Origin of the sequence: Lentzea aerocolonigenes, assembly GCF_000955955.1 — a bacterium.
GTDB lineage: Bacteria > Actinomycetota > Actinomycetes > Mycobacteriales > Pseudonocardiaceae > Lentzea > Lentzea aerocolonigenes_A.
The window spans coordinates 1-23305 of sequence record NZ_JYJG01000055.1 but is presented as its reverse complement, the minus strand read 5'-3'; the positions used below and the strand labels follow the sequence as shown (position 1 = coordinate 23305).

The window sequence follows — 23305 nt, the reverse complement described above, 5'->3', positions numbered from 1 at the left end:
GTTGCGAAACTGGAGGCGACGGTGGCGGGTCGTCCGCGGGATCCCGATCTCGAACAGCGTTTGCTCACGACGGCGTGGTCGCTGCTGACCACGAACGGCTACGACGCGTTGACGCTGACCCAGGTCGCGGCGCAGGCACAGGCTCACCGGACGGACGTCTACCGGCGGTGGCCGAGCAAGGTGCGGCTGGTGGCGGACGTGCTGAACGAGTTCCTGCCGCCCGTGCCGGACTTCGACACCGGGGCTCTGCTCGGCGACCTCAGGGCGTTCGTCGAGGACCTGGCCGGGGCCTGGGACCAGCCGTGGAACGAGGGGTTGATCGGTTTTCTCTCCGACCTGCGCCGGGACGACGAGGCCGGGCGGACGTTCCGCGCGCTGGTGGTGCGGCGCTCCCAGCCGTTGGTCGACGCGATCGCCAGGGCGGTGCGGCGCGGCGAGATCGGTGAGGTGCCGGAGCTGGCGCTGGTCGGCAACCTGCTGGAAGGACCGCTGATGCACCGCAGGATGTTCGGCGGGCAGCCGATGACGCCGGACGAGCTGGACGTGGTGACGCAGTCGGTCTACCGGACGCTGACGGGAACGACGGTGACGTCATGAGCGACCTCCACTCGCTGACCGCCGCGCAACAGCTGCGTTCGTTGCGCGCCAAGGAGGTCAGTTCGCGCGAGTTGACCGAGCACTACCTGGCGCGCATCGACCGGCTGGACGCCGAGCTCGGCGCGTTCATCACCGTCACGGCTGATCAGGCGCTCGAAGAAGCTGATCGCGCGGACGCGCGGCTGGCTGCCGGCGAGCAGTCCCCGTTGCTGGGTTTGCCCTTGGGCATCAAGGATTTGGCCGCCACCGCGGGCATTCGGACGACGTTCGGGTCGGCGGCGATGGCGGAGTTCGTGCCGGACGAGGACTCCTGGACCGTCGGGCTGCTGCGCCAGGCGGGCGCGGTGGTGCTCGGCAAGACGAACACACCGGAGTTCGGATCCACCTGCTTCACCGAGAACGACGTCATCCCACGGCCTTCCGTGACGCCGTACGGGACCGATCGCTATTCCAGCGGATCGAGCGGTGGTGCGGCGACGGCGGTCGCGGCCGGACTCCTGCCGGTCGCACATGGCAGTGACGGCGCGGGCTCGATCCGCACGCCTGCCGCGACCTGTCACCTCGTCGGCGTGAAGCCGAGTCGCGGCCTGGTCAGTTCGGCGCCTGCGAGCTCTTTCTTCGTGGCCTCAACGGAAGGGCCGCTCGCGCGCACGGTCGAGGACGCGGCGCTGGTGCTCGACGTGATGGCTCGTCCGGCTCCCGGCGACATCTACGGCTGGAGCCAGGGAAGCAGCTTCAGCGCCGCGCTCGGGCTGCGCAGGTCGTTGAAGATCGCGATGTGGACCGACACCGGGCTCGACCAGGACGTCGACCCGCAGTCGGTGCTGGCCGTCCAGCGCACGGCCCGGCTGCTCGTCGAGCTCGGGCACGAGGTGCGGGAGATCCCGTTGCCCGCCCGGTGGGACGAACCGACGCGGAAGGCGATGGTCGACTGGTTCGCCTACTCGGTGGGCGCGGCGGTGCAGGCGATGGAGCTGACGGACCGGACGCATCTCCTGTCGTCGTACTCGAAACAGCTGCTGACGATGAGCGATGCGTTGTCCGCCAGCGATGTCGTGACCGCCCAGGCGTTGCTTGCGCGCTATGCCAGCACGTTCCTGGCCGCGGTGGACGACTACGACGTGGCGTTGACGCCCACGACGAACGGTGCGCCGGTCCCGGTCGGCTACTACGACGGAGACGAGGCCGACCGGATGTTGCGCTGGTCGTGCCACACGCCGTGGGTGAACCTCGCCGGAGTGCCGGCTGTTTCACTGCCGTCGCATGTGGACGATGAAGGACTGCCTCGTGGAGTCCACCTCGTTGGTCGCAGCCGTCGTGACGCCGACCTGCTCGCCTTGGCCGCACAGCTGGAAAGCGCGGCGTTGTGGTCCGAGCTCCACCCGCCTTGCTGGGATCGATGAGATGCTGACCGAGAAGATCGTCGCGCTGCCGGACGGGCGGAAGCTGCGGGCAGTCGTTGCGGGCGAACAAGGCCCGTTGGTCGTGTTCGAGGCGGGAATGAGTGCTCCTGGCTCGTCGTGGATCCACACGCAGCGCGAGATCAGTGCGCGCTGCCGGACCTTGTCCTACGACCGCGCGGGCTACGGCGGCAGTGATGTCGACCCGCAGGACCGCACGCTCGACCGGATCGTCGACGACCTGACGGCGTTGCTGGACGCGTTGGGGGAGAAGGAACCGGTGGTGCTCGTCGGGCACAGCTGGGGCGGCCCGATCATCCGGCTGTTCGCGGATCGCGCGCCGGAACGCGTGGCGGGCATGGTGTTCGTCGACGCGACGCTCGCCGAGGTGATGTCGTCCAAGAACGCCAAGATCGCCGCCCGGTTCTTCGCGCTGCTGGGGTTGCTGGCGCGGTTCGGCGGCAAGGGCCTGATCAAGAAGGCGACCTTCCGCAACGGCATCTCGCCCGAGATCTCGGCGGCCGACCTGGCGATCATGACGCGCGACTACGCCAGCGCGCGGGCGATGCAGGCGGGCAGCCGGGAAGCTCGGCAGATCGTGGCGGCACTGCCCGTTCTGCGGCGATTGCAAGCCGCCGGCACGCCGGACGTGCCGACCGTGTGCTTGCAGGCGGGGCTGGTCGAGCGCGGCATGACCGAGTGGCGGCCGAAGTTCAACCAGTGGGCGGCCGACCTGATGGCCGCTGTGCCGCGCGGGAAGATGATCGTCGTGGAGGAGGCGGGCCACCTGATTCCACAGGAGACTCCGGCCGTGGTGCGCGAAACCATCTTCGGGGTCGTCGAGCAGCTACCTTGACCGGATGGACTTCGACGAGTACCGGAAACACGACGCCACCGGGCTGGCGCAGCTCGTTGCGGCGAAGGAGGTGTCCGCGGCCGAGCTGCTGGCCGTGGCACGGGAGCGCGCGGCGGAGGTCAACCCGCGGATCAACGCGATCGTCCGGGACATTCCGGCCGAACCGTCCGGCGACGAGACCGGGCCGTTCGCCGGGGTGCCGTTCCTGATCAAGGACCTCGGCCAGGACTACGCGGGCCTGCCCACCTCGAACGGCTCCCGCTCGCTCGCCCGGCATCCCGTGGCCGCGCACTCGACCGTGGTCCAGCGGTGGCTCGACGCGGGCCTGGTGATCTTCGGCAAGACGAACCTGCCGGAGTTCGGTGCGAAGGCCATCAGCGAGTCGGTCGTGTGGGGCCCCGCCCGCAACCCGTGGGACCTGACGCGGACGCCCGGCGGCTCGTCGGGCGGATCGGCGGCGGCGGTCGCGGCCGGGATCGTGCCGTGCGCCGGGGCGAACGACGGTGGCGGCTCGACGCGGATTCCCGCCGCGTGCTGCGGGCTCGTCGGGTTGAAGCCGGGGCGCGGGCTCACGCCGTTCGGCCCGGAGACCGCCGAGATGATGCACGGTGCGGCGGTGCAGGGTGTCGTGTCGCGGACCGTGCGGGACACGGCCGCGATGCTCGACGTGATCTGCGGCGGCGAGTTCGCCGGGCCGTACACGCCGGGCCTGCCCGCCGAGTCGTTCGCGTCGAACGTCGGGGTCGATCCGGGCAAGCTGCGGATCGGCGTGCGGGTGCCGTCGGCGATCAATCCTGAGCCGCACGCCGAGGCACGTGCCGCGGTGTCGAACGCCGTGAAGGTGTTGACCGATCTCGGGCACCACGTCGAGGAGCTGCCAGAGGCGCCGTTCGACGACGCGGCTCTGGCGCGCGACTTCCTGCTGACCTGGTTCGTGAACCTGGCGTGGAAAGTGGCGGACGCCAAGCGGGCGTCCGGGGCACCGGACGTCGCGTTCGAGCGCGACACGTTGCTGATGGCCGCGCTGGGACGGGCCACGAGCCCGGTCGACTACGTGGACGCCGTCCAGCGGCGGCACGAACACACCCGGCGGCTCAGCACGTTCTTCGAGTCCTACGATCTGCTGCTGACGCCTTCGCTCGCCACCCCGCCGCCCAAGGTCGGGGCGTTCGACCTGCCGGTGTCGTTGCAGCGGGCGACCGACGTGCTGCTGAAGACGCGCACGGCTCGGTTGCTGCGCCACACCTCGATCCTGGACGACATGATCTCCGAAAACCTCGGCTGGGTGCCGTACACGCAGCTCGCGAACATCACCGGCCGGCCCGCGATCTCGTTGCCGTTGCACTGGACCGCGGACGGGCTGCCGCTCGGTGTTCAGTTCGTGGCGCCGCTGGCCGGTGAGTCGCTGCTGTTGAGGCTCGCTTCGCAGCTGGAAGAAGCCCTGCCGTGGGCTGATCGGGTGGCTCTCATTCGCTGAGGAACCGCAGCAGCTCCGCGGTGACGAACTGCGGGTTCTCCTCGGCGAGCCAGTGTCCTGCGTGCGGAACGTCCATCGCGCGCACGATGTTGGTCATCCGCGGGGCTGCTGTGCCTCGGATCGCATCAGCTTGGCCTTGTGCGGCCATGATCAGGGTCGGGACGGTGACGGGCTTGGCGTTGTCGTTGTCCGTCACGTCCTGGCCGAGGGCCCGGTAGAGGTCGAATCCTGCTTTGAGCACAGCGGGTTTGCGGTAGGTCCGCGCGAACTCGTCGATTTCCTCGTCGCTGAACGGGGACGTGGTGTTCGTGCCGCCGAACGCGCTGCCGTTGAAGGAAACCTGCGGGTAGAAGAGCTTCAGGTACTCGCGGACGTCGTCGCCCACCACGGCTTCTGGAACCTGCGGCTGCATGTGGAAGGCGATGTGCCAGCTCAGGTTGCGGTACGTCGCGGCGCTGACCTGCGGCCCGGGCAACGGCAGATCGAGGTAGCCGAGGCGGGCGGTGTCCTGCGGGAACTGGCTCGCGTACTGGAACGCGACCGCGGCGCCCAGGTCGTGGCCGATGATCGCGGGGTTCCGCAGGCCGAGCTTCGTGGTCAGCGCGTGGACGTATCGGGCGAGAGTGGTTTTGGCGAAGCTCGTCGGCGTGCCGGTGCTGTCGCCGAGGCCGGGCAGGTCGACGGCGTAGACGGTGTGGTGCTCGGCGAGCGCGGGCATGATCGGCCACCAGCCGTACCAGGTCTGGGGCCAGCCGTGGACCAGCACGACAGGAGTGCCGCTTCCGCCTGTCACGTAATGCATGCGCACGCCGTCGACGTCGGCGTACTCGTGCTGGAACCCGTCGAGCCGGGCCGGGGACGAGCAGGCGGTGATCACGAGCAGGAGTGCCAGTAGGACGCGTTTCATGGGCCCAGCTTCGTGTGATGATGCCGCTTCTGGCACGAAAACTTGCCGCTCTGGCAAGATGGCCGCCCGTGAACCGCGAAACGGAAGAAGTCCTCGACGGGGTGGGCGCACGGCTGCGCACGTTGCGGCGGCATCGCGGCATCACCCTGGCCGACCTCGCCACGACCACGGGTATCTCGGAAAGCACTCTGTCGCGTTTGGAGAGTGGCCAGCGGCGGGCGACTCTGGAGTTGCTGCTGCCGTTGGCGCGCACCTACAACGTGCCGCTGGACGACCTGGTCGGCGCGCCGCGGACCGGCGATCCGCGCATCCACCTGAAGCCGATCCACAAGTTCGGGATGACGTTCGTGCCGTTGTCCCGGCGGCCGGGCGGGGTGCAGTCGTTCAAGATGCTCATCCCGGCGACTCCGGAACCGCTCGAACCGACTTTGCAGACGCACGACGGGTTCGAGTGGCTCTACGTCCTGAATGGACAGCTGCGGCTGGTGCTCGACGACCTCGACCTGATCGTGCCGCCGGGAGAAGCCGCCGAGTTCGACACATCGCTGCCGCACTGGCTGGGCAGCGCGGACGGCGGCGCGGTCGAGCTGCTGATCCTGTTCGACCCGCAGGGGATGCGCACGCACGTCCACGGCGAGACGCACCGACCGGCCTGAAGATGGGTGTTGCCACGGATGGACACGTGGCGGGCTCACCCGTCAGCGTAGGCGTGGCGGGAAGTGATCGCGGAGAGGTGGAGTGCGTGTCGTTGTTCGGGCGGATCTTCCTGCTCAACGCCCTGGTCCTGGTGGTGGCGGCGGCGTTGCTGGTGTTCGGGCCCGCGACGGTGTCCACGCCCGCGTTGCTGGGCGAGGTGCTGGTGCTCGCGGCCGGGCTCGTGGTGATGCTGATCGCCAACGCCGTCCTGATCCGCGTGGGCCTGGCGCCGCTGGGGCGCCTCACCCGAGCCATGACGACCATCGACCTGCTCAGGCCCGGGCCCCGGCTCACCGCGCGCGGGCACGGCGAGATCGCGGAGCTGATCACGACGTTCAACAGCATGATCGACAGGCTGGAGGCCGAACGGGGCTACAGCGCGGCTCGTGCTTTGAGCGCGCAGGAAGCCGAACGTCGCCGGGTGGCGCAGGAGCTGCACGACGAGGTCGGGCAGTCGCTGACGGCGGTGTTGCTGGGGCTGAAGAGGGTCGCGGACCAGTCACCGGACCCGGTGCGCGAGGAACTGCTGCAGGTGCAGGAGACCACGCGGTCCACTTTGGACGAGATCCGCCGCATCGCGCGGCGGCTGCGGCCCGGTGTGCTGGAGGAACTCGGGTTGGTCAGCGCGTTGAAGGCGCTGATCGCGGAGATCTCCGAACCGGCAGGGCTCACCGTGCGCCGCTCGTTCGACAAGAACCTGCCCGCCCTGGACGCCGAAACCGAGCTGGTCGTTTATCGCGTGGCCCAGGAAGGCCTCACGAACACCGTCCGGCACGCCGGAGCCGGCGAGATCGAGCTGACGGTGCGCGGTCGTCAGTCCTCTGTGGAGCTGCGGATTCGGGACAACGGACGGGGAATCGGCTCATCCGCGGAAGGCGCGGGCATCCGGGGCATGCGGGAACGCGCACTGCTGGTCGGCGCTGAGCTGACGGTCGGGGCGGCACCGGGCGGCGGCACCGAGGTCCGGCTTGTGGTGGAGGCGCGCGGATGACTGTGCGCATTCTGCTGGCCGACGACCACGCGTTGGTGCGTCGCGGCGTGCGGCTGATCCTGGACAACGAGCCCGGCCTGACTGTGGTGTCGGAGGCGGGTGACGGTGCCGAGGCGATCACCAAGGCCCGCGCGGACCAGCCCGACCTCGCGATCCTGGACATCGCGATGCCGCGGATGACCGGGTTGCAGGCGGCGCGTGAGCTGTCCCGGTCGATGCCGGATCTGCGCATCCTGATCCTCACGATGTACGACAACGAGCAGTACTTCTTCGAGGCGCTGAAAGCCGGGGCGTCCGGGTACGTGCTGAAGTCCGTGGCCGACCGCGACCTCGTCGAGGCGTGCCGGGCGGCGATGCGCGGCGAGCCGTTCCTCTATCCCGCCGCCATGAGCTCGTTGATCCGCAACTACCTGGACCACGGCAGCGCCCGCGCGATCACCGACCGCGAGGAGGAGATCCTCAAGCTCGTCGCGGAGGGCCACTCGTCCAAGGAGATCGCCGACCTGCTGGTGATCAGTGTGAAGACGGTGGAACGCCACCGGGCCAACCTGCTGCAGAAACTCGGCCTCAAAGACCGCCTCGAACTCACCCGGTACGCGATCCGCGCCGGCCTGATAGAACCCTAGGAACCCACGAGTGAACGTCGAAGTGACGCCCCTGCCCGGCATAGGTGTCAGGCAGGACTTCTCCATCCGCTCCGGCCGCCGGATCGGCGTGATCTCCTACCGCGACGGCAAGTTCGAGCTGATCCTGTCCAAACAGGACGACCCGGACGCCACCGCGGCCTCGATTCCGCTGGCGCCGGAGGAAGCCGGCACGCTGGCGGGGCTCCTCGGCGCACCTCAGCTCGTCACGCAACTCGCGAAGCAGCACCGCGACATCACCGGCATCACCACGCGCCAGCTCCCGGTCACGGCGTTCGCGAGCCGGACTTTGGGCGACACGGCACTGCGCACCCGCACCGGCGCGTCCATCGTCGCCGTGCTGCGCGCGGGCGACGCGCACCCCTCGCCAGGCCCGGACTTCCTGTTCGAGAACGGCGATCTCGCGGTCGTCGTCGGTACCGCGGAGGGCCTGGACGCCGCCGCGGACATCCTGACGGGCGGCTGAGGCGGTGCACGACACCACGATCGCCCTGATCCAGCTGGGTGCGGTCTTCTTCGGCCTGGGGCTTCTGGGCCGCCTCGCCTGGAGATTCGGCATCTCGCCGATCCCGCTGTACTTGGTGGGAGGCTTGGCTTTCGGCTCCGGCGGGCTCGTCCCGTTGCACGGCATCTCCGAGTTCACGCATCTGGCCAGCGAGATCGGCGTGGTGCTGCTGCTGTTGCTGCTGGGTCTGGAGTACTCGGCGTCCGAACTGACCACCGGCCTGCGCAAGTCGTGGATGGCCGGGCTGCTGGACATCGTCCTGAACGCGGCTCCGGGTGCTGTGGTCGCGTTGCTGCTCGGCTGGGGACCCGTTGGCGCGCTGGCGATGGCCGGTGTCACCTACATCTCGTCGTCCGGCATCGTGGCGAAGGTGCTCGGCGATCTCGGACGACTGGGCAACCGCGAGACGCCCGTCGTGCTGTCGGTGCTGGTGTTCGAGGACCTGGCCATGGCGGTCTACCTCCCGGTGCTGACCGCGGTGCTGGCGGGGGTGAGCTTCCTGGGCGGGTTGACCTCGGTCGGGATCTCCTTGCTCGCGATCACGGTGGTCCTGGTGGTGGCGTTGAAGTACGGGCGGGTGATCTCGGCCGTGGTGGACAGCCCCGATCACGAGGTGTTCCTGCTCAAGCTGCTCGGTTCGGCGTTGCTCGTCGCCGGCATCGCGTCCGAGCTCCAGGTTTCCGCGGCCGTCGGAGCGTTCCTGCTGGGCATCGCGATCTCCGGCTCCACCGCGGAGAACGCGACTCGGTTGCTGGAGCCGTTACGCGACCTGTTCGCCGCGATCTTCTTCGTGGTGTTCGGGCTGAACACCGATCCCCGGACGATTCCGCCGGTGTTGCTGATGGCGGTGCTGCTGGCCGTGATCACGACCGCGACCAAGGTGGCCACGGGCTGGTGGGCGGCCCGGCGGCAGGGGATCGGCAAGATGGGCCGGGCTCGGGCCGGTGCGGCTTTGGTGGCCAGGGGCGAGTTCTCGATCGTGATCGCCGGGCTGGCCGTCGCTTCTGGGCACGTGAGTGAGCAACTGGCTGCTTTGGCGACGGCGTACGTGTTGTTGATGGCGATCATCGGGCCGATCGCGGCTCGTTATGTGGAGCCGGTCGGGGAGTTCTTCGTGCGCAGGCGGGCAGCGGTTCGGTGAGGCTGTCCGGCGTTCTGCTCGCGCTGGTGCTGGTGTTCGTCGGCTCCAGCGCGCGTCAGGACGTCTCCGATTCCGGTGCCGGCTCGGGGCTGAGCGCCTCGGTCTCCGCCGTGCACGTGCTTTCGGTGCCGTCACCGGATGCCTGCTGGGCGTTGTGCGCCTGTGAGCGGCCGCTCGCTCGGCCGGACCGGGTTTCGGTCGGTGTCGTCGGCGGACAACCACTTGGAACGCTTTCTTCAGGTCCGGGATCGAGCAGGGCACCGCCTCCTTCGCGGCTGCTCCCGACTTCCGCGCATCTCTGACCTGAGGATTCTTCGACATGTCGATCGTCGTACTGGTGTTGCTGCTCGCGTCCCTCATCTTCGGCCTCGGTGCGCTGGGGGCGATGGTGATGAGGAAGGAACCGTTCTACGGAGTGGTCGGCCTGGTCACGCTCTGCGTCCCGAGCTCGCTGCTGGCGTTCGCCTACATCGCCGTCGCCTGATCCGTGGCCTGGGCGAGCTGGGCGATTCCCAGCTCGGCCAGGTCCTGCGGCCGCAACCGCAGCTGGTCCGCGGTGGCCCGCACCTGCGACGGGTCGCGCTTCAGGATCGCCGCCGCCAGCTCGGGTGAGATCACCGCGAGGTAGCTGTCCGGTGTCGCCCACAGCCGGTCGGGCGCCGCGAACGCCAGTGCGCCACCGGATCCACCCTCGCCGATCAGCAACGTCGTCACCGGCACGCGGGCGGACGCGACCGCGGTGAACATGTCGGCGATGGCGGCGCCGACACCTGCCTTCTCGGCGGCGGCGTCGTTGGCCGCACCCGGTGTGTCGACCAGCGTGAGCACCGGGATGCCGAGCCGGTCGGCGAGCCGGACCAGTCTTGCCGCCGTGCGGAATCCGGCCGGTCTGGTGGCGGAGCCGCACTGGGCCGCGTAGGCGACCGTCGTGCCGTTGCGGTGCCCGAACCCGCACAGCACGCCGGAATCGACGCCACCGCACCGGTCTCCGCTGATCGGTTCGTGCCAGTCGAAGTAGGCGCCGAGGTAGGCCGCTGCTCGCGGACGGCCCGGTGCACGGGCTCGTTGTACTGCCTCCCAGCCTGTTTCTGGGAGTGTGGATGCGCCCAACGCCTGTGGTACCTCGGCTTCGGTTGCCGGTGTGGTGACGAGTTGCAGCCAGCGTTCCAGCCTGAGGCGCAGTTCGTCCGGCGGTACGAGCTGGTCGACCAGGCCGGCGGCGAACTGTTGCGTCACCGAGTAGCCCGGTGGGCGCACGCGGGATCCGGCGAACCCGACCTGGGCGCCGCGCAGGCCGAGCACCACGTCGGCGCCCGCACCGAGGGTGGCCCAGCCGCCGCCGGTCGTGGGGTCGCGCAGGACGGCGATGTGCGGGAGTCCGGCCTCGCGGGTCAGGGCGATCTGGCGGGCGATTCGTTGCAGCTGCAGCAAGGTCGGTGTGCCTTCCTGCATGCGGCTGCCGCCGGTCATGACGAGCGAGACGACCGGGAGGTGCAGCGAACGTGCGTGGGAGAAGGCCTGTTCGATCAGCGTGCCGGTGCGGGTTCCCAGTGAGCCGCCGAGGAAGCCGAACTCGAACGCCACGACGACGGTCGTCGTGCCACCGATCACCGCGACTCCGCAGACGACGGCCTCGCGCTCGCCCGTGCGTTCGGTGGCACGGGTGAGCTGATCTTCGTAGCCGGGCCAGTCCAGTGGCCCGTCGCCGATCGACGTGACGCCGCCGGGCAGTTCGGTGAACTCCGACGCGAGGCGGGCGATCAGCTCGCGGGCAGGCTCACGCCCGGAGCGCACGCTTCACGACCTTGCCCATGTCGTTGCGCGGCAACGACTCGACGAACCGCACCAGCCGCGGCCGTTTGTGCGGGGTGAGCAGGCGGGCCACGTGGTCGACGAGATCCGAGGCGTCCGGAGTGGCACCGGCCGGGACCACCCAGGCGATGATCCGTTCGCCCAGGTCGTCGTCCGGTTCACCGGTCACCGCGACCTCGGCGACCGACGGGTGCTCCAGCAGGGCGTTCTCGATCTCGCCCGCGCCGATCTTGTAGCCGCCGCTCTTGATGATGTCCGTGGCCTTGCGGCCGACGATCCGGTAGTAGCCGTCGGGGTCGCGGGTGCCGACGTCGCCGGTGCGGAACCAGCCGTCCGCGAACGCCTCTGCGGTGGCGTCCGGGCGGTTCAGGTACTCGGTGAACAGGTTCGGGCCGCGCACCTGGATCTCGCCGACTCCGCCGGGTTCGTCCAGCTCCAGGCCGTTGTCGTCGACCAGCCGCACCTCGACTCCCGGCAGCGGCACGCCCACCGTGCCGGGGCGGCGGTCGGCAGAGGCGCGGACGCTGGTGTTCATCAGGGTTTCGGTCATGCCGTAGCGCTCGACGACCCGTTGGCCGGTCGCCGCGGCGATGCGTTCGTGGTCGCGCACGGGCAAGGCCGCCGAGCCCGAGACGAGCAGCCGGGCCGCGCGCAGTGCCGCGCTCAGCTCCGGCGCATCGCCGACCTCTTCGGCGATGCGGTGGTACATCGTTGGCACGCCGAACATCACCGTGCCGTCATCGGTCAGGGCCTCGGTGAGTGCTGTGGTCGAGAACTTGCCCAGGTGGTGCAGGGAGCCGCCGCGGCGCAACGGGCCGAGCACGCCCAGGATCAGGCCGTGCACGTGGAACAACGGCAATGCGTGCACGAGAACGTCTTGGGCGGTCCACTCCCAGGCCTCCGCGACAGCGTCCAATGTGGACACTATCGCCCGGCGCGGCAGCACGACACCCTTGGGTGATCCGGTCGTGCCCGAGGTGTAGACGATCAACGCGGGAGCTTCGGGGCCGGGTTCCGGAAGCGGTTCGACCTCGCCGCCGTCGAGCGTGACGTCCCGGCGTGGCACGGACTGCAGGCCCTCGGGCAGCTGGACTCCTGGCGCCGCGAGGACGTTGGCCGGTGCGCTGTCCGCCACGATGTGCGCGAGCTCGCGTTCGCCGACCTTCGGGTTGAGCGGAACGGCAGGCACTCCGGCTCGGAGCGCGGCGACCACGGCGACGCAGGTCTCGATCGTCGGAGTGGCCCAGATGGCGACCCTCGGTAGCCCTTTGAGCTGGTGCGCCAGGGTTCCTGCGCACTTCGCCAGCTCGGCGTGGGTCAGGGTGCGGTCGCCGAAGCGGAGGGCGACGCGGTCTGAGGACAAGGGGAACATCACGGGCTCACCAGATTCCGGGAACGACGAGGGCGAGCCAGACCAACGGCGGTGCCGCCGCGACCATGATCCCGCCGTAGACCATGAGCTGCTTGAAGAACTTGTCGCGGTCGACGTCCTGCGCACCTGCCAGCACCAGCGCGCCGTTGGTGGAGAACGGGCTGACGTCGACCACGGTCGCCGACACGGCGAGGGCGGCGATCAGGCCGACCGCACTGACGTCGCCGCGCAGCAGGAACGGGACGGCGAGCGGGATGAGCGCGCCCATGATGCCGACCGAGGAGGCGAACGCGGACACGATCGCGCCGATGTAGCAGATCAGCAGGGCGGCGAGCAGAGGAGCGCCGACGCCCGCGACCGAGTCGCCCGCCCACTTGATCGTGCCCATGGTCTGCAGCACGGCGACGTAGGTGAGGATGCCGCAGATCAGCAGCACCGTCGGCCAGGTGATCTGGGTGATCGCCTGCTTGCTCTGCTCCGGCCACACGACGCTGAGCAGAACGGCGACGGTGATCGCGGCGAGGCCGACGTCGAGGTCGAACACCAGCGCCGCCACGACGAGCGCGGCCAGTCCGGCGAGGGTGGCGATGCGTGGCGCGGTGAGGGCGACGCGTTCGTCGGCCACTACCGAGCCGCCGTCACCGACCTCGGCGCGGCCACTCGCCGTCGCTGTGCCGCTGCCGGTTCGGCTGCTGCTGCCGCTGCTGCCGGCTCCGCTGCCGCCACCGCTGCTGCTGCCGACTCCGCCGCCGCCACCGCTGCCGACTCCGCTGCCGACTCCGCCGCCGACTCCGCCGCCGACTCCGCCACCGCTGCCCGCTCCGCTGCCGCCGCTTCCACCGACGCCACCGGCCACATCGCCACTGGTCACGTGGCCACTGGCCACGTCGACACCGCGACCACTGCCGGTACGAGCGAGTGCTTGTGCCTGAACGGGCTGGCGGGCGAGCTTCATGCCGCCGAGCACCACGAACACCACCGCGGCGATCAGCAGGTTCACCACCGCGCTGGCCAGGAACAGCACGATCTCGTTGCCCGGCAGGCCTTCCTTCGCGACGATGCCGTTCACGATCGTGCCGTAGATGCTGATGGGGGAGAAGCCGCCGGCCTGCGCGCCGTGCACCACCATGACGCCCATCAGGAGTGGGCTGATCTTGTACTTCGCGGCGAAGCCCATCGCGATCGGCGCCACGATGGCAACCGCGGCCGGGCTGACCGCGCCGATCGCCGTGAGCAGGCCGGTGATGGCGAACATGACCCACGGCATCAACGCGATCCGGCCGCCTACCAGCCTGATCGCCAGGTGCACCAGCCAGTCGGTGGTGCCGTTGGCGCGGGCGATGGCGAACAGGAAAGTCACGCCGACCAGCACGACGAACAGCGAGCCGGGGAAGCCCTTGAAGATGTCGTCGGTCTTCATGTCCGCGACCAGCGTGCCGACCCCGAAGGCGGCGGCGAAGGCGAGCGCACCCATGTTGATCGACCTGGTCGTGGCGATGACGAACACCACGACCAGCACGAGTATCGAGATCAGTTCGGGGGACATGCAGGGCTCCCGTCGTTGGGCGATCCCAGTGGTGGATGAGTGGTGGAGCAGTGGCCAAGTGGCTCAGCCACTTTCCGCCCTCTGTCCACCAGCTGTCAAGAGGTGGCCTAGTGGCTGAGCCACTTGACCCGATATCCTCGGCCTATGTCCGAGGCACTGAGGCCGATGGTGAAGTCCCGCCTGTACGAGCAGGTGCTCGAACGGCTGCGCGCGTACGTCACCGAGGCCGGTCTGAAGGCGGGCGACAAGCTGCCGGCCGAGCGCGAGCTGGCCGCGAGCCTCGGCGTGAGCCGCGCGTCGGTGAAGCAGGCGATCGTCGTGCTGGAGGTCCAGGGCCTGGTCGAGGCACGGCACGGCGGCGGCACCTACCTCGTGCGCGACACCCTCGACGTCGAACCGGTCGAGCAGCTCGTCGAACGCCGCAAGCGCCTCCCCGAGGTCCTGGAAGCGCGCGAGGCCCTGGAGACCAAGCTCGCCGAGCTGGCCGCCGAACGCCGCACCGAGGACGAGCTCGACGCGATCCGCGCGTCGCTCGACTTCATGCACGAGGAGATCGTCGACGGCGGCTTCGGCGTGGAGGGGGACCGCCGCTTCCACGCCGCCGTCACCGCCGCCGCCCACTCCTCCCTGCTCGCCGATTTCATGAAGGCCATCGCCGGCCAGATCACCGAGAGCCGCAACGAGTCGCTGCGCCAGCCCGGCCGACCGCACCGGTCGCTGGCGCAGCACACGGCGATCTACGAGGCCATCGCCGCCGGCGACCCGAAGAAGGCGGCGGCCGCGATGCGCAAGCACGTCCGCACGGTGGCCAAGGTCCGCCTCCTCGACTGGGTCCCCGAGGACTGATCAGCGCAGGTTGATCACCACCCGCTGACCGGCCTGGATCGTCCGGCTGGACCCGTCGGCGTTGTGCACCACGACCGTCCAGTCCCGTTTGGACGCCGAGTGCACGACCAGAGTCCCGCTGTTCTGGGTGATCCGCGTGCGGCCCTTGTCCTCGTACAGCGTGAACGAACCGCGAGCCCCGGCCGTGACGTGCACGGTCAGCGCACCGTCCGCGTGCTGGTCGCTCAGCGCGTCATGCGTGCGCTCGACGAGCATGCCGCCAGACCTCATGAACACCGGCATCGTGTCCCAGCCCGCACTGACCGTCGCCCAGGTGTTGCCCTGGTAGACCTGGCCGGTGAAGTAGTCGGTCCACTGCCCAGGCGGGAACCACACTCGCGTCGAACCGACGTCACCGGACGTGGTGATCGGCGCGACCAGCAGGTCCGATCCGACCATGAACTGGCTGTCCACAGTGGAGTAGGCCTCAGGACTGCCCGGGTAGTCGAGATAAGCGGGACGCACGACCGGCACGCCGGTGCGATTCGCCTGCTCCGCCAACGTGTAGATGTACGGCACAAGGCGTTCGCGCAGGTTCAGGAACTTGGTCGCGGACGCCTGCGCGGCCGGTCCGTACTGCCACGGCAGGCGGTCGCTGTGGTTGCTGTGCAGGCGCGTGATCGGCTGGAACGCGCCGAGCTGCACCCACCGCGCGTACAGGTCGTCCGGCAGCTTGGCGGTGTACCGCACCTGTCCGTCGGAGAGGTAGGTCTCGGAGCCGCGCAGCCCGGTGGTGTCGTTGTGCCCGCCGATGTCGTGGCTGATCGCGGACATCCCGGTCGACACCGCCTCGGCCGACGTGTAGCCGATGGTCCCCTTCAGCGCGCCCCACGTCGACGACGTGTCGCCGGTGAAGTGCAGGGTGTTGCGCTTCTCCGCCCACGGCCCGGTCTGCAGCGGCCCGGACCCGCTGTAGCCACCTGCCTGCAGTGACCCGAAACCGCGCGAGAACGCGAACCCGCCGAGCTTCGCGTACTGCTCGTTGATCCACGAGTCCGGCGTCACGCCGCGCAACGACGAGCCCGAGCCGTCACAACACCAGTCGAGCCACCAGAAGTCGGTCGGCATGGGCCGGTGCAGCTCCACGTACGCGCGCAGCTGGTCCGGGTCACCCCAGTCGAACACGTAGCAGTCGGAGCAGTTCCCCTTGGCCAGCTTGCCCTTCGCGGTCGCCTGCGCCTGGGCGAACGACGGGTCGCTGCCCTGGATGCTCGGGTGGATGTTGAGCGTGCTGTGCAGCCCCTCGCCGTGTGCCCAGTCCAGGAACCCCTGCGGGTCGGGGAACTTGGCCCGGTCGAACTGCCAGCCGTTCCACGTGTTGCGCGCCTTGAAGTCGGTGTCGACCACCAGGACGTCCAGCGGCACACCGTGCTGCCGGAACGCCGGCAGGATCCGGTCGCGGTATTCGGCGGCCGTGCGGTCGATGTACTCGGAGTACCAGACGCCGTAGGCCCAGCGCGGCAACAACTTCGGCCCACCGGTCAGGGAAGCGAGATCACCCAGCGCCGCCTTGTAGTTCTGCCCGTACCCGAACACATAACCGTCCTGGTACGCCTGAGCACCACGATCCGCGCGCGGCGTGGGCGTGCTTCCGTTGTACAAAGCGGAACTCGTGTCGTCCAGCAGGTACCAGCCGTCGCGGTACAGCAGTCCTGGATAGAGCCGCGGATCGCCGCTGGTGCCGGTGTAGCCGTCGAGCGAGCGCCGGTACCCGCCGAGTGCCAGGTGCTGCTGCGTCGAGTTGATCCCGATCGTGTCGAGGTTGACGTGACAGCCCGCGTCCGGACACGTGACCCTGAAGTCGGAAGTGCCGGCGGGCAACGGGATCTGCGCGGAAGCCGTGGACCACGTCGTCCAGTCAGCTGTCACCGGCAACACGACCGCCTGGCCGTTCAGGAACACCGTGCGCGGCTCGTGCTTGCCATCACCGCCAACACCGTTGGCATAGCGCAGATTCACGGTGTAGGTGCCCGCCGCCGGGACGTTGCTCACCCGCTGGGTGAGGCTCGTTCCGCCTTTCAGCTCAGCGACGAACCCGGTGCCCGCGTAGCCGACGTGCTCGTCCGCGAGCACGCCTGTGGTGACCCCGTTCTCGGCTTCGCAGGTGGTGCCGAAACGGCAGTCGTCGATCGCGCGCTGACCCGGATACGGCTGGCCAGGAGCAACAAGCGCGAGACTGTCCACGTTGACGTTGCCCGTGTCGGCGAACGTTTTGCCGAGTGAGATGCGGTGTTCGCCCGCGGTCAGGTCGACCTCGGTCTCGGCGAGCTGCCAGTCACGCCAGTCCGCGGTCGCGGGCAAGGTGATCTGCCGCGCCCGCCCGTCGATGCCGAGACTGAGCGTCCGGTTCTCGTGCTTCCCGTCGCCACCAACGCCATTGGCGTACCGCACGACAACGCGATGCCGGCCGGCGCTCGGAGCGTTGACGGTTGCCGTGATCCCGTTGTTGGGGTAGGAGAACCCGGCGACGAAGCCGGCCCCGGTGTGACCGGGATGCTCGGCAGCGACCAGCATCCCTTCCCGCTGCTGGTCTTCTGCCTCGCAGAGCTGACCGGTCGCACAGACCACCCGCCGCCACGGGGACGCGGTCGTGCCACTGGCCTTGAGCTCGAGGTTGTCGGCCCGGAACGGCCCGGACCCGACGCGATACCGCAGGGTCATCGCCGAGGTGGTGATCACCAGCCACCCGTCCTGGACCCGCTGACTGTAGGCCGTGCGGGGGAAGGTGCGATTTACAACGTTGTAACTGAGCGCATTCTCAAATCTGCGGTCTGCCGCGTACTCAGTCCGCATCAGGGTGGGGGAGAGGATCTGGAACCTGGCCTGCCCGGACACGACCGTGTCACCGGGCTGGGCCGTCGCAGGTACGGGGACGATCAGGCTGGCCAGAGCCAGCAGGGCTATGACGCGCATCCGTGCTCCTCGTCTGACGCCGTCGGCTTCCGAGGTTGTTCAGATACCTGAACGTCTCTCACCTTGGCGCGCGGCTGTGGAGCGATCAAGACGCCATTTGCCGCGAACTCAGATGTTGAGAACATCTGGATGTTCCGAGTATGTTGGTGGTCATGGTTCGGTTGACCAGGGCCCAGCAGCAGGAGCGCACGCGTGCGTCCGTGCTGGCAGCGGCGAGAGACGAGTTCTCCGAGCACGGGTACGTGCTCGCCAAGATCGACCGGATCGCCGAGCGCGCCGAGCTCACCCGTGGCGCGGTCTACTCGAACTTCCCCAGCAAGCGCGCCCTCTACCTGGCGGTGCTGATCGACCTGGCCAAGAACGCCGGCGGTGCCGAACCGCACGGCGATCCGGCGTCCCTGGCAGAGGCACTGGGCTCGTTCGCACGTGTGTGGCTCGAACGGTTGCCGCTGGCCGGCGACTCGGTGCCGGGTGGACGGCTGCAACTGCGCTCGTTGGCCGGGGTGTTCGACGACGGCCACGCGCGGGACGTGCTGGCGCAGACCGCAAGGCTGGAGGCGCTGTTGCTCGGTCTCGCGCTGGAGTCGTGCGCTGCGGAGCGGCAGGTGCGGCTGGCGTCGCTCGTGCTGACGCTGCTGGACGGAGCGGCGCATCAGGCCGAGGCCGCGCCGGGTGCGAGCGACCCGTTCGACGTGGCGCTCGCGTGCGAGCACCTGGCCGGCGTGAATCTCACCGACACCTGGGCACCGCCGCACCTGGCGTTCGTCGAACCGGCCCGGCCGGTCGCCGAGGCTCGGCCCGACCTGGCCGACGGCGTGATCGCGGTGCTGGGCGCGAACCGCCTTGCGGCCGCTGAGGAAGCTGTCCGGGCCGCGCGCTCCGGCGAGCGGGTGACCGTGGTCGTCGTCGCCGGTGCTCCGGCCGAGACAGGGCGTCTCGTGCGGCTGCGCGTGGCCGATCTGATGGCTTGCCTGCGGCGCGTCTTCACCGCGGGTGCGTTGCCGTCGGTGGACGTGCTGTTCGACGAGGGCGCGCTCGGGCTCGCGCAGGCCGGTGACGAGACCGAAGTCGCCGTGCGCGTCCGGAACGGTGTGATCGTCGCTCGTGCCGACGGGCGAGGTGCCGCGCATGCCGTGGCGTCGGTGCGGAAGGCTGGACGATGAGCCTGCTGGTGCTGCACACGTTGCGGTGCATCGGATTCGCCGGTACCGCCCGCATCGCCGGCGCGGCCGGGCTGACCGAGTCCGAAGTGGAGTCCGAGCTGATCGACCTCGCGGTGGACGGACTCGTCACGCACCTGCCGGGGGAGTTCGGCGGGTGGGGCCTGACGGACGAGGGGCGCGTGGCGGATGCGCAGCGCATCACCGGCGAACTGGAGTCGGCACAGGCCCGGCCCGCGCTCACCAAGGCGTTCCACGAGTTCATGGTGCTCAACCCGGAGCTGCTCGACCTCTGCACGGCGTGGCAGATCCGGTCGAACGGGATCCTCAACGATCACAGCGACATCGCCTACGACGGCCGCGTTCTCGGTCGCTTCAACGACTTCCACGAGCGCGCGGTTGTCGTGTGCGCCGACCTGTCCGCAGCTCAGGCCCGGTTCGACCGCTACCGGGTCCGGCTCACCGATGCCCTTCGTCGTGCTGCGGCCGGGGAGCTGGAGTACGTGGCGGACGGCATCGGGTCGTACCACGCGGTGTGGGCCGAGCTGCACGAAGATCTGCTCGCCACGCTGGGGATCCCGCGATGAGGTGGATCCGGCCGATCGCCGCGGAATCGCAGGAGACCGCGGACACCGTGGGCGGCAAGGCGGACGGACTCGTTGTGCTGCACCGCCTCGGCTTGCCGGTGCCGCCTGGTTTCGTGATCACGACCGAAGCGTGCCGGGCCTTCCTGCGCGACGGGCGACCACCTGACGGGCTTTCCGACGAGGTCGCGGCCGCCAAGGCCGGGCTCGGAAGTGCGACGGTGTCCGTCCGCTCCGGGGCGAGCGTGTCGATGCCCGGCATGATGGACACGATCCTCAACGTCGACAAGCGGCTCATGCCCTCGGTGGAAGCCGTGTTCTCCTCGTGGAACACGCCGCGAGCGCGTACTTATCGCGAACTGCACGACATTCCGCACGATCTCGGCACCGCGGTGATCGTTCAGGCGATGGTGCTCGGTGACCGCGACGAGCACAGCGGTACCGGGGTCGCGTTCAGCCGCGACCCCAACACCGGCGCCAGGACACCGTTCGGCGAAGTCCTCTTCGGACACCAGGGCGAGGACGTCGTCTCCGGCAGGGCGCGAACGCACCCTCTGCACGAGCTGGCCGAGCGGGAACCAGCGGTGTGGGCGGAGCTGCTCGATGCGCTGAGCCGGATCGAGGCACACCACCGCGATGCGTGCTACGTCGAGTTCACCTTCGAGTCAGGTGTGCTGTGGCTGCTGCAGGTCCGGTCCGGCGGGTACGCCGGCGCCGCGGCCGTGCGCGTCGCCACGGATCTTGCCGGCGAACAGGTGATCAGCCGGACCGAGGCGTTGCTGCGGGTCTCACCGCAACACCTGGTCCGGACCCCGCGAATGACGGCAGACCACGTGCTGGCCAGGGGACTGGGCGCGTGTCCCGGTGTCGCGACCGGCCGGGTCGCGTCCACAACGGACAGTGCGGTGCGCATGGCCGTCGAAGGCCCGGTCATCCTCGTGCGCCCGGAGACGTCGCCACACGACATGCGCGGTCTCGCGGCCGCTGCCGGTGTCGTCACGGAGCGAGGCGGACCCGCGAGCCACGCCGCGGTGGTGGCGCGGTCGATGGGAAAGCCGGCCGTGGTCGGGGTTTCCGGTTTCACCATCGCCGAAGGCACCTTGATCACCATCGACGGCACGAGCGGCGAGATCGCGCTGGGCAGCCAACCCAGCACCACGACCGCGGACGCCCACCTCGCGCGGCTGCTCGGCTGGGCGGACGACGTGTCAGGCGACCACACCGAACGAGCAGAGGCCGAACGCCTCCGCGCCGCCCACGCCGTGCTGAGTCGTTAAGGCCGGACTCCGGGCCCGGACCCCGTCCAGCGCAGTTCGGCCGGAAGGTGGCTCATGTCGTTGTACAGCACCAATGTGGGCGCCAGGCCGGTGCGGTGTTCGATCACGGTCAACGCGGCGTTGCCGCAGTCCAGTCCCAGCCAGCGCGCCGGCGGAGCGTCGAGCGCGTGCCGCACCAGCCAGGCCACCGGATAGGCGTGGGTCACGAGAACCTCGTGGGTCTCGGCCTCGGCGGGACGAGCGAACCTGCTGATCAACGCATCCGCGATGCGTGCGCCCGCAGCGGCCTCTTCCGCGTCGTAGCCGTCGAAGAACCCGGCCCACGCCGAAGGAATCTCGTCCGGCACGTGCGGGACGTGGTCGACGAGCTCGGCCGCCTCGCGCACGGCGACCCCGGGCAGACACGAGCCCACGATCTGCGCCGACCGGGCCGCTCTGGGCAACGGGGAGTGCCACACGGTGTCGATCGGCAGGCCGGCCAGCCGCGCGCCGAGCAGTTCGGACTGTCGTTGTCCCACCGAGGTCAGCTCATCGAACGCGTCCGCCGCGCCGTGCCGCACCACGTACAGATGCCTCGTCGCCACCACTCCAGGATATTCAGTCGGGCAGCAGTGGCACCGAGATGCCCGGATCGTGACCGAGCAACGCGGCTCGAGTCACCGAGGAAGACCCGAAGCGGTCCTTCAGCCGGTCCAGCGTGGCGTCCAGCGCGCCAGGTGTGTGGTCGTCGAACGGCAACATCAGCTGGATCGTGTCCTCGTTGCCGAGATTGGTGAGGGACACGCCCAGCAGCGTGATCCCGCGCTCCGCGATCTCCGGCAGCGCGGCGGTGAGCAGCTGCCGGGCCGCGGACAGCAGCAGCGCGGTGTCGGACGTCGGGTGGATCACCGTGTGCGAGCGGGTCGCGCGGGTGAAGTCGGCGAAACGCAGGCGCAGCACCACGGTTCGGCAGGCGCGGTGGGCGTCGCGGAGGCGGCGGGTCACGCCGTCGATCAACGAGGCGAGGATGACGTCCAGGTCCTCCGGTGTGCGTTCGCGGCGGCCCAGCGCGCGTTGCGAGCCGATCGAGCGGCGGCGTCGGCCGACCTGGACGGGTCGCGGGTCGCGGTTGTGCGCCAGCGCGTGCAGGTGCCGGCCCGCCGCCTTGCCGAGGATCAGGACCAGGTCGGTCTCACCGAGCGCGGCCACCTCGCCCACCGTGCGGATGCCGAGGTTGTGCAGTTTGGCCGCCGTCACCTTGCCCACGCCCCAGAGACGTTCCACCGGCAACGGGTGCAGGAACTCGAGCTCGCCGTCGGCCGGCACGACGAGCAGTCCGTCCGGTTTGGCCACTCCACTCGCGACCTTGGCCAGGAACTTCGTGCGCGCCACGCCGACGGTGATCGGCAGGCCGACCTCCGCGAGCACCTGTGCACGCAGGCGGCGGGCGATCAGCTCCGGTGCGCCGACGATCTTGTGCAGACCGCCGACGTCCAGGAACGCCTCGTCGATCGAGATGCCCTCGACCAGCGGGGTGGTGTCGCGGAAGACCTCGAAGACCGCCTTGCTCGCGACCGAGTAGGCGGACATTCGAGGCGGAACGACGATCGCATGTGGACAGAGACGCCGTGCCTTCGCGCCACCCATCGCCGTGCGGATGCCGAACGCCTTGGCCTCGTAGCTCGCGGCCAGCACCACGCCGCCGCCCACGATGACCGGGCGGCCGCGCAGCGTCGGGTCGTCCCGTTGCTCGACCGAGGCGTAGAACGCGTCCAGGTCGGCGTGCAGGATCGGCGTGCTCACGAACACATGTTCGCATCATCCACCCGGTCGGAACAGTGCCCTAGCGGTTGACCTGGGCCATGTAGTCGCGCACCTTCCGCAACGTCACCGGATCGTCCATCCCGCCACCGTGGCCGACCCGGTCCGTGCGGACGTGCAGCGCCTTCGATCCCAGCTGCGTTGCGACCTGCGAAGCCCAGCGGACCGGAGTGGCCGGGTCGAAGGTGTTGCTCAGCAGCATCGTGGGGTGTGCGCTGCGTGAAAACACCGGTGCGGACGAACCAGGGGCCGGTGACGGACCGCCGAGGCAGATCGAGCTGTAGTTGCTGGCGTTGGTCGAGTAACCGAGAACCGGCGCCGCCGCACGGGTGGACGCCAGGTCTTTCCGCGCCTCCTCGACCGTGTGGACACCCAGCGGGAAGTCCTGGCAGACCATCGGGTCCGCGTAGGGCACGCGCTTCGGGTACTCCTCCTCGGGACCGGACTCGACCGGGTTGCGGCCCTCGGACAGGTCCAGCAGCCCCTTCGCCACGCCGCTGAAGTCGCCGGGGCCGGCGAGTTCGAAGTAGCGCGTGACCGTGACGGCGGACCACTTGAGGCCGAACAACGTGCCGGGGATGCGGTCGGCGTTCTCCTGCGCCTTGCGGAACACCGCGGCGGGGTCGGAGCCGTGGAGCGCGCACTCAGGTGTGGCGGCGCACCACTGCGTGAAGCGGTCGAAGATCGCCTGCATGCCGGCGGCCTCCGAGGTGACGAACTCGGTGCGGCCCTGCGCCGGGTT

The 23305-nt window shown here is 69.6% G+C and carries 23 protein-coding genes; 15 read left to right on the top strand and 8 right to left on the bottom strand.

The features are described 5' to 3' along the window. Positions 1–21 precede the first annotated feature (21 nt). From UK23_RS48450 to UK23_RS09970, 4 genes are read left to right on the top strand one after another with little or no spacing between them, the layout of a single operon-like run. Complete coding sequence (locus UK23_RS48450; protein WP_052684524.1) at positions 22–597, top strand: TetR/AcrR family transcriptional regulator; 576 nt, start codon at positions 22–24, stop codon at positions 595–597. Continuing rightward, positions 594–2000 (top strand): amidase, encoded by a 1407-nt coding sequence (locus UK23_RS09980; RefSeq protein ID WP_045311133.1) that lies wholly within the window; start codon positions 594–596, stop codon positions 1998–2000. The genes UK23_RS48450 and UK23_RS09980 overlap by 4 nt, the downstream gene beginning before the upstream one ends. Position 2001: 1 nt before the next feature. After that, entirely contained in the window at positions 2002–2853 is an 852-nt protein-coding gene (locus tag UK23_RS48445; RefSeq protein ID WP_052684523.1) for an alpha/beta fold hydrolase, read from the top strand. A 4-nt stretch (positions 2854–2857) separates the two neighbouring features. Continuing rightward, positions 2858–4330, top strand: a complete 1473-nt coding sequence (locus UK23_RS09970; RefSeq protein WP_045311132.1) for an amidase — start codon at positions 2858–2860, stop codon at positions 4328–4330. Here the strand turns inward: UK23_RS09970 and UK23_RS09965 are convergent. Next, positions 4320–5237 carry an alpha/beta fold hydrolase gene (locus UK23_RS09965; protein WP_045311131.1) on the bottom strand — a complete coding sequence of 306 codons (918 nt, stop codon included), beginning with the start codon at positions 5235–5237 and terminating at the stop codon, positions 4320–4322. The two genes, UK23_RS09970 and UK23_RS09965, sit on opposite strands and share 11 nt — an antisense overlap. Before the next feature lie 68 nt (positions 5238–5305). Here UK23_RS09965 and UK23_RS09960 point away from each other — a divergent pair, with 68 nt between their 5' ends. From UK23_RS09960 to UK23_RS51370, 7 genes are all read left to right on the top strand, one after another. Further along, entirely contained in the window at positions 5306–5893 is a 588-nt protein-coding gene (locus tag UK23_RS09960; RefSeq protein ID WP_045311130.1) for an XRE family transcriptional regulator, read from the top strand. Between the two features lie 86 nt (positions 5894–5979). Then, positions 5980–6924 (top strand): sensor histidine kinase, encoded by a 945-nt coding sequence (locus UK23_RS09955; protein WP_045311129.1) that lies wholly within the window; start codon positions 5980–5982, stop codon positions 6922–6924. Continuing rightward, positions 6921–7550 carry a response regulator gene (locus tag UK23_RS09950; protein ID WP_045311128.1) on the top strand — a complete coding sequence of 210 codons (630 nt, stop codon included), beginning with the start codon at positions 6921–6923 and terminating at the stop codon, positions 7548–7550. Before UK23_RS09955 ends, UK23_RS09950 begins: the two co-directional genes overlap by 4 nt. Before the next feature lie 10 nt (positions 7551–7560). Further along, complete coding sequence (locus UK23_RS09945) at positions 7561–8034, top strand: cation:proton antiporter regulatory subunit (RefSeq protein ID WP_045311127.1); 474 nt, start codon at positions 7561–7563, stop codon at positions 8032–8034. Between the two features lie 4 nt (positions 8035–8038). Then, positions 8039–9214, top strand: coding sequence for a cation:proton antiporter (locus UK23_RS09940; protein ID WP_045311126.1), 1176 nt, complete (start codon positions 8039–8041; stop codon positions 9212–9214). Continuing rightward, positions 9211–9516 (top strand): hypothetical protein, encoded by a 306-nt coding sequence (locus UK23_RS51375; protein ID WP_156212994.1) that lies wholly within the window; start codon positions 9211–9213, stop codon positions 9514–9516. Before UK23_RS09940 ends, UK23_RS51375 begins: the two co-directional genes overlap by 4 nt. 17 nt (positions 9517–9533) lie before the next feature. Continuing rightward, positions 9534–9698, top strand: a complete 165-nt coding sequence (locus tag UK23_RS51370) for a hypothetical protein (RefSeq protein WP_156212993.1) — start codon at positions 9534–9536, stop codon at positions 9696–9698. On the opposite strand, the gene UK23_RS09935 is transcribed toward UK23_RS51370, so the two are convergent. Genes UK23_RS09935 through UK23_RS09925 form a run of 3 tightly spaced genes read right to left on the bottom strand, consistent with a single transcriptional unit; the run spans position 9680 to position 13944 of the window. Further along, positions 9680–11008, bottom strand: coding sequence for a carboxyl transferase domain-containing protein (locus tag UK23_RS09935; protein ID WP_045311125.1), 1329 nt, complete (start codon positions 11006–11008; stop codon positions 9680–9682). The genes UK23_RS51370 and UK23_RS09935 overlap by 19 nt on opposite strands. Continuing rightward, positions 10992–12398, bottom strand: a complete 1407-nt coding sequence (locus tag UK23_RS09930; RefSeq protein WP_045311124.1) for an acyl-CoA synthetase — start codon at positions 12396–12398, stop codon at positions 10992–10994. The genes UK23_RS09935 and UK23_RS09930 overlap by 17 nt, the downstream gene beginning before the upstream one ends. Before the next feature lie 7 nt (positions 12399–12405). Further along, on the bottom strand, positions 12406–13944 hold the full coding sequence (locus tag UK23_RS09925) for an SLC13 family permease (RefSeq protein ID WP_045311123.1): 1539 nt from the start codon (positions 13942–13944) through the stop codon (positions 12406–12408). A 144-nt stretch (positions 13945–14088) separates the two neighbouring features. Between UK23_RS09925 and UK23_RS09920 the strand changes: the two genes are divergently transcribed. Beyond that, positions 14089–14790 (top strand): FadR/GntR family transcriptional regulator, encoded by a 702-nt coding sequence (locus tag UK23_RS09920; RefSeq protein ID WP_045311122.1) that lies wholly within the window; start codon positions 14089–14091, stop codon positions 14788–14790. Here UK23_RS09920 and UK23_RS09915 read toward each other — a convergent pair whose 3' ends face one another. After that, positions 14791–17742 carry a TIM-barrel domain-containing protein gene (locus UK23_RS09915; protein WP_082114536.1) on the bottom strand — a complete coding sequence of 984 codons (2952 nt, stop codon included), beginning with the start codon at positions 17740–17742 and terminating at the stop codon, positions 14791–14793. Positions 17743–17894: 152 nt separating this feature from the next. Here UK23_RS09915 and UK23_RS09910 point away from each other — a divergent pair, with 152 nt between their 5' ends. From UK23_RS09910 to UK23_RS09900, 3 genes are read left to right on the top strand one after another with little or no spacing between them, the layout of a single operon-like run. Then, positions 17895–18905, top strand: a complete 1011-nt coding sequence (locus UK23_RS09910; protein WP_045311173.1) for a TetR/AcrR family transcriptional regulator — start codon at positions 17895–17897, stop codon at positions 18903–18905. After that, positions 18902–19489, top strand: coding sequence for a hypothetical protein (locus tag UK23_RS09905; protein ID WP_045311121.1), 588 nt, complete (start codon positions 18902–18904; stop codon positions 19487–19489). Before UK23_RS09910 ends, UK23_RS09905 begins: the two co-directional genes overlap by 4 nt. After that, complete coding sequence (locus UK23_RS09900) at positions 19486–20763, top strand: PEP/pyruvate-binding domain-containing protein (protein WP_045311120.1); 1278 nt, start codon at positions 19486–19488, stop codon at positions 20761–20763. Before UK23_RS09905 ends, UK23_RS09900 begins: the two co-directional genes overlap by 4 nt. Here UK23_RS09900 and UK23_RS09895 read toward each other — a convergent pair. The 3 genes from UK23_RS09895 to UK23_RS09885 all read right to left on the bottom strand — a co-directional run. After that, on the bottom strand, positions 20760–21347 hold the full coding sequence (locus UK23_RS09895; protein ID WP_045311172.1) for a histidine phosphatase family protein: 588 nt from the start codon (positions 21345–21347) through the stop codon (positions 20760–20762). The genes UK23_RS09900 and UK23_RS09895 overlap by 4 nt on opposite strands. 13 nt (positions 21348–21360) lie before the next feature. Next, the gene (dinB, locus tag UK23_RS09890; protein WP_045311119.1) at positions 21361–22551 is read right to left on the bottom strand and encodes a DNA polymerase IV; all 1191 of its coding nucleotides are present in this window, start codon (positions 22549–22551) and stop codon (positions 21361–21363) included. Between the two features lie 34 nt (positions 22552–22585). Continuing rightward, on the bottom strand, positions 22586–23305 hold a 720-nt coding region (locus UK23_RS09885), incomplete at its 5' end, for an alpha/beta hydrolase (protein WP_045311118.1).

Excerpts from the sequence above, each read along its gene's own strand:
- UK23_RS09910 (WP_045311173.1), top strand. The coding sequence starts at position 17,895 with ATGGTTCGGTTGACCAGGGCCCAGCAGCAGGAGCGCACGCGTGCGTCC.
- UK23_RS09950 (WP_045311128.1), top strand. The coding sequence starts at position 6,921 with ATGACTGTGCGCATTCTGCTGGCCGACGACCACGCGTTGGTGCGTCGC.
- UK23_RS09900 (WP_045311120.1), top strand. The coding sequence starts at position 19,486 with ATGAGGTGGATCCGGCCGATCGCCGCGGAATCGCAGGAGACCGCGGAC.
- UK23_RS09965 (WP_045311131.1), bottom strand. The coding sequence starts at position 5,237 with ATGAAACGCGTCCTACTGGCACTCCTGCTCGTGATCACCGCCTGCTCG.
- UK23_RS09980 (WP_045311133.1), top strand. The coding sequence starts at position 594 with ATGAGCGACCTCCACTCGCTGACCGCCGCGCAACAGCTGCGTTCGTTG.
- UK23_RS09970 (WP_045311132.1), top strand. The coding sequence starts at position 2,858 with ATGGACTTCGACGAGTACCGGAAACACGACGCCACCGGGCTGGCGCAG.
- UK23_RS09930 (WP_045311124.1), bottom strand. The coding sequence starts at position 12,398 with ATGTTCCCCTTGTCCTCAGACCGCGTCGCCCTCCGCTTCGGCGACCGC.
- UK23_RS09905 (WP_045311121.1), top strand. The coding sequence starts at position 18,902 with ATGAGCCTGCTGGTGCTGCACACGTTGCGGTGCATCGGATTCGCCGGT.
- UK23_RS48445 (WP_052684523.1), top strand. The coding sequence starts at position 2,002 with ATGCTGACCGAGAAGATCGTCGCGCTGCCGGACGGGCGGAAGCTGCGG.
- UK23_RS09920 (WP_045311122.1), top strand. The coding sequence starts at position 14,089 with ATGTCCGAGGCACTGAGGCCGATGGTGAAGTCCCGCCTGTACGAGCAG.
- UK23_RS51370 (WP_156212993.1), top strand. The coding sequence starts at position 9,534 with ATGTCGATCGTCGTACTGGTGTTGCTGCTCGCGTCCCTCATCTTCGGC.
- UK23_RS09915 (WP_082114536.1), bottom strand. The coding sequence starts at position 17,742 with ATGCGCGTCATAGCCCTGCTGGCTCTGGCCAGCCTGATCGTCCCCGTA.
- UK23_RS09925 (WP_045311123.1), bottom strand. The coding sequence starts at position 13,944 with ATGTCCCCCGAACTGATCTCGATACTCGTGCTGGTCGTGGTGTTCGTC.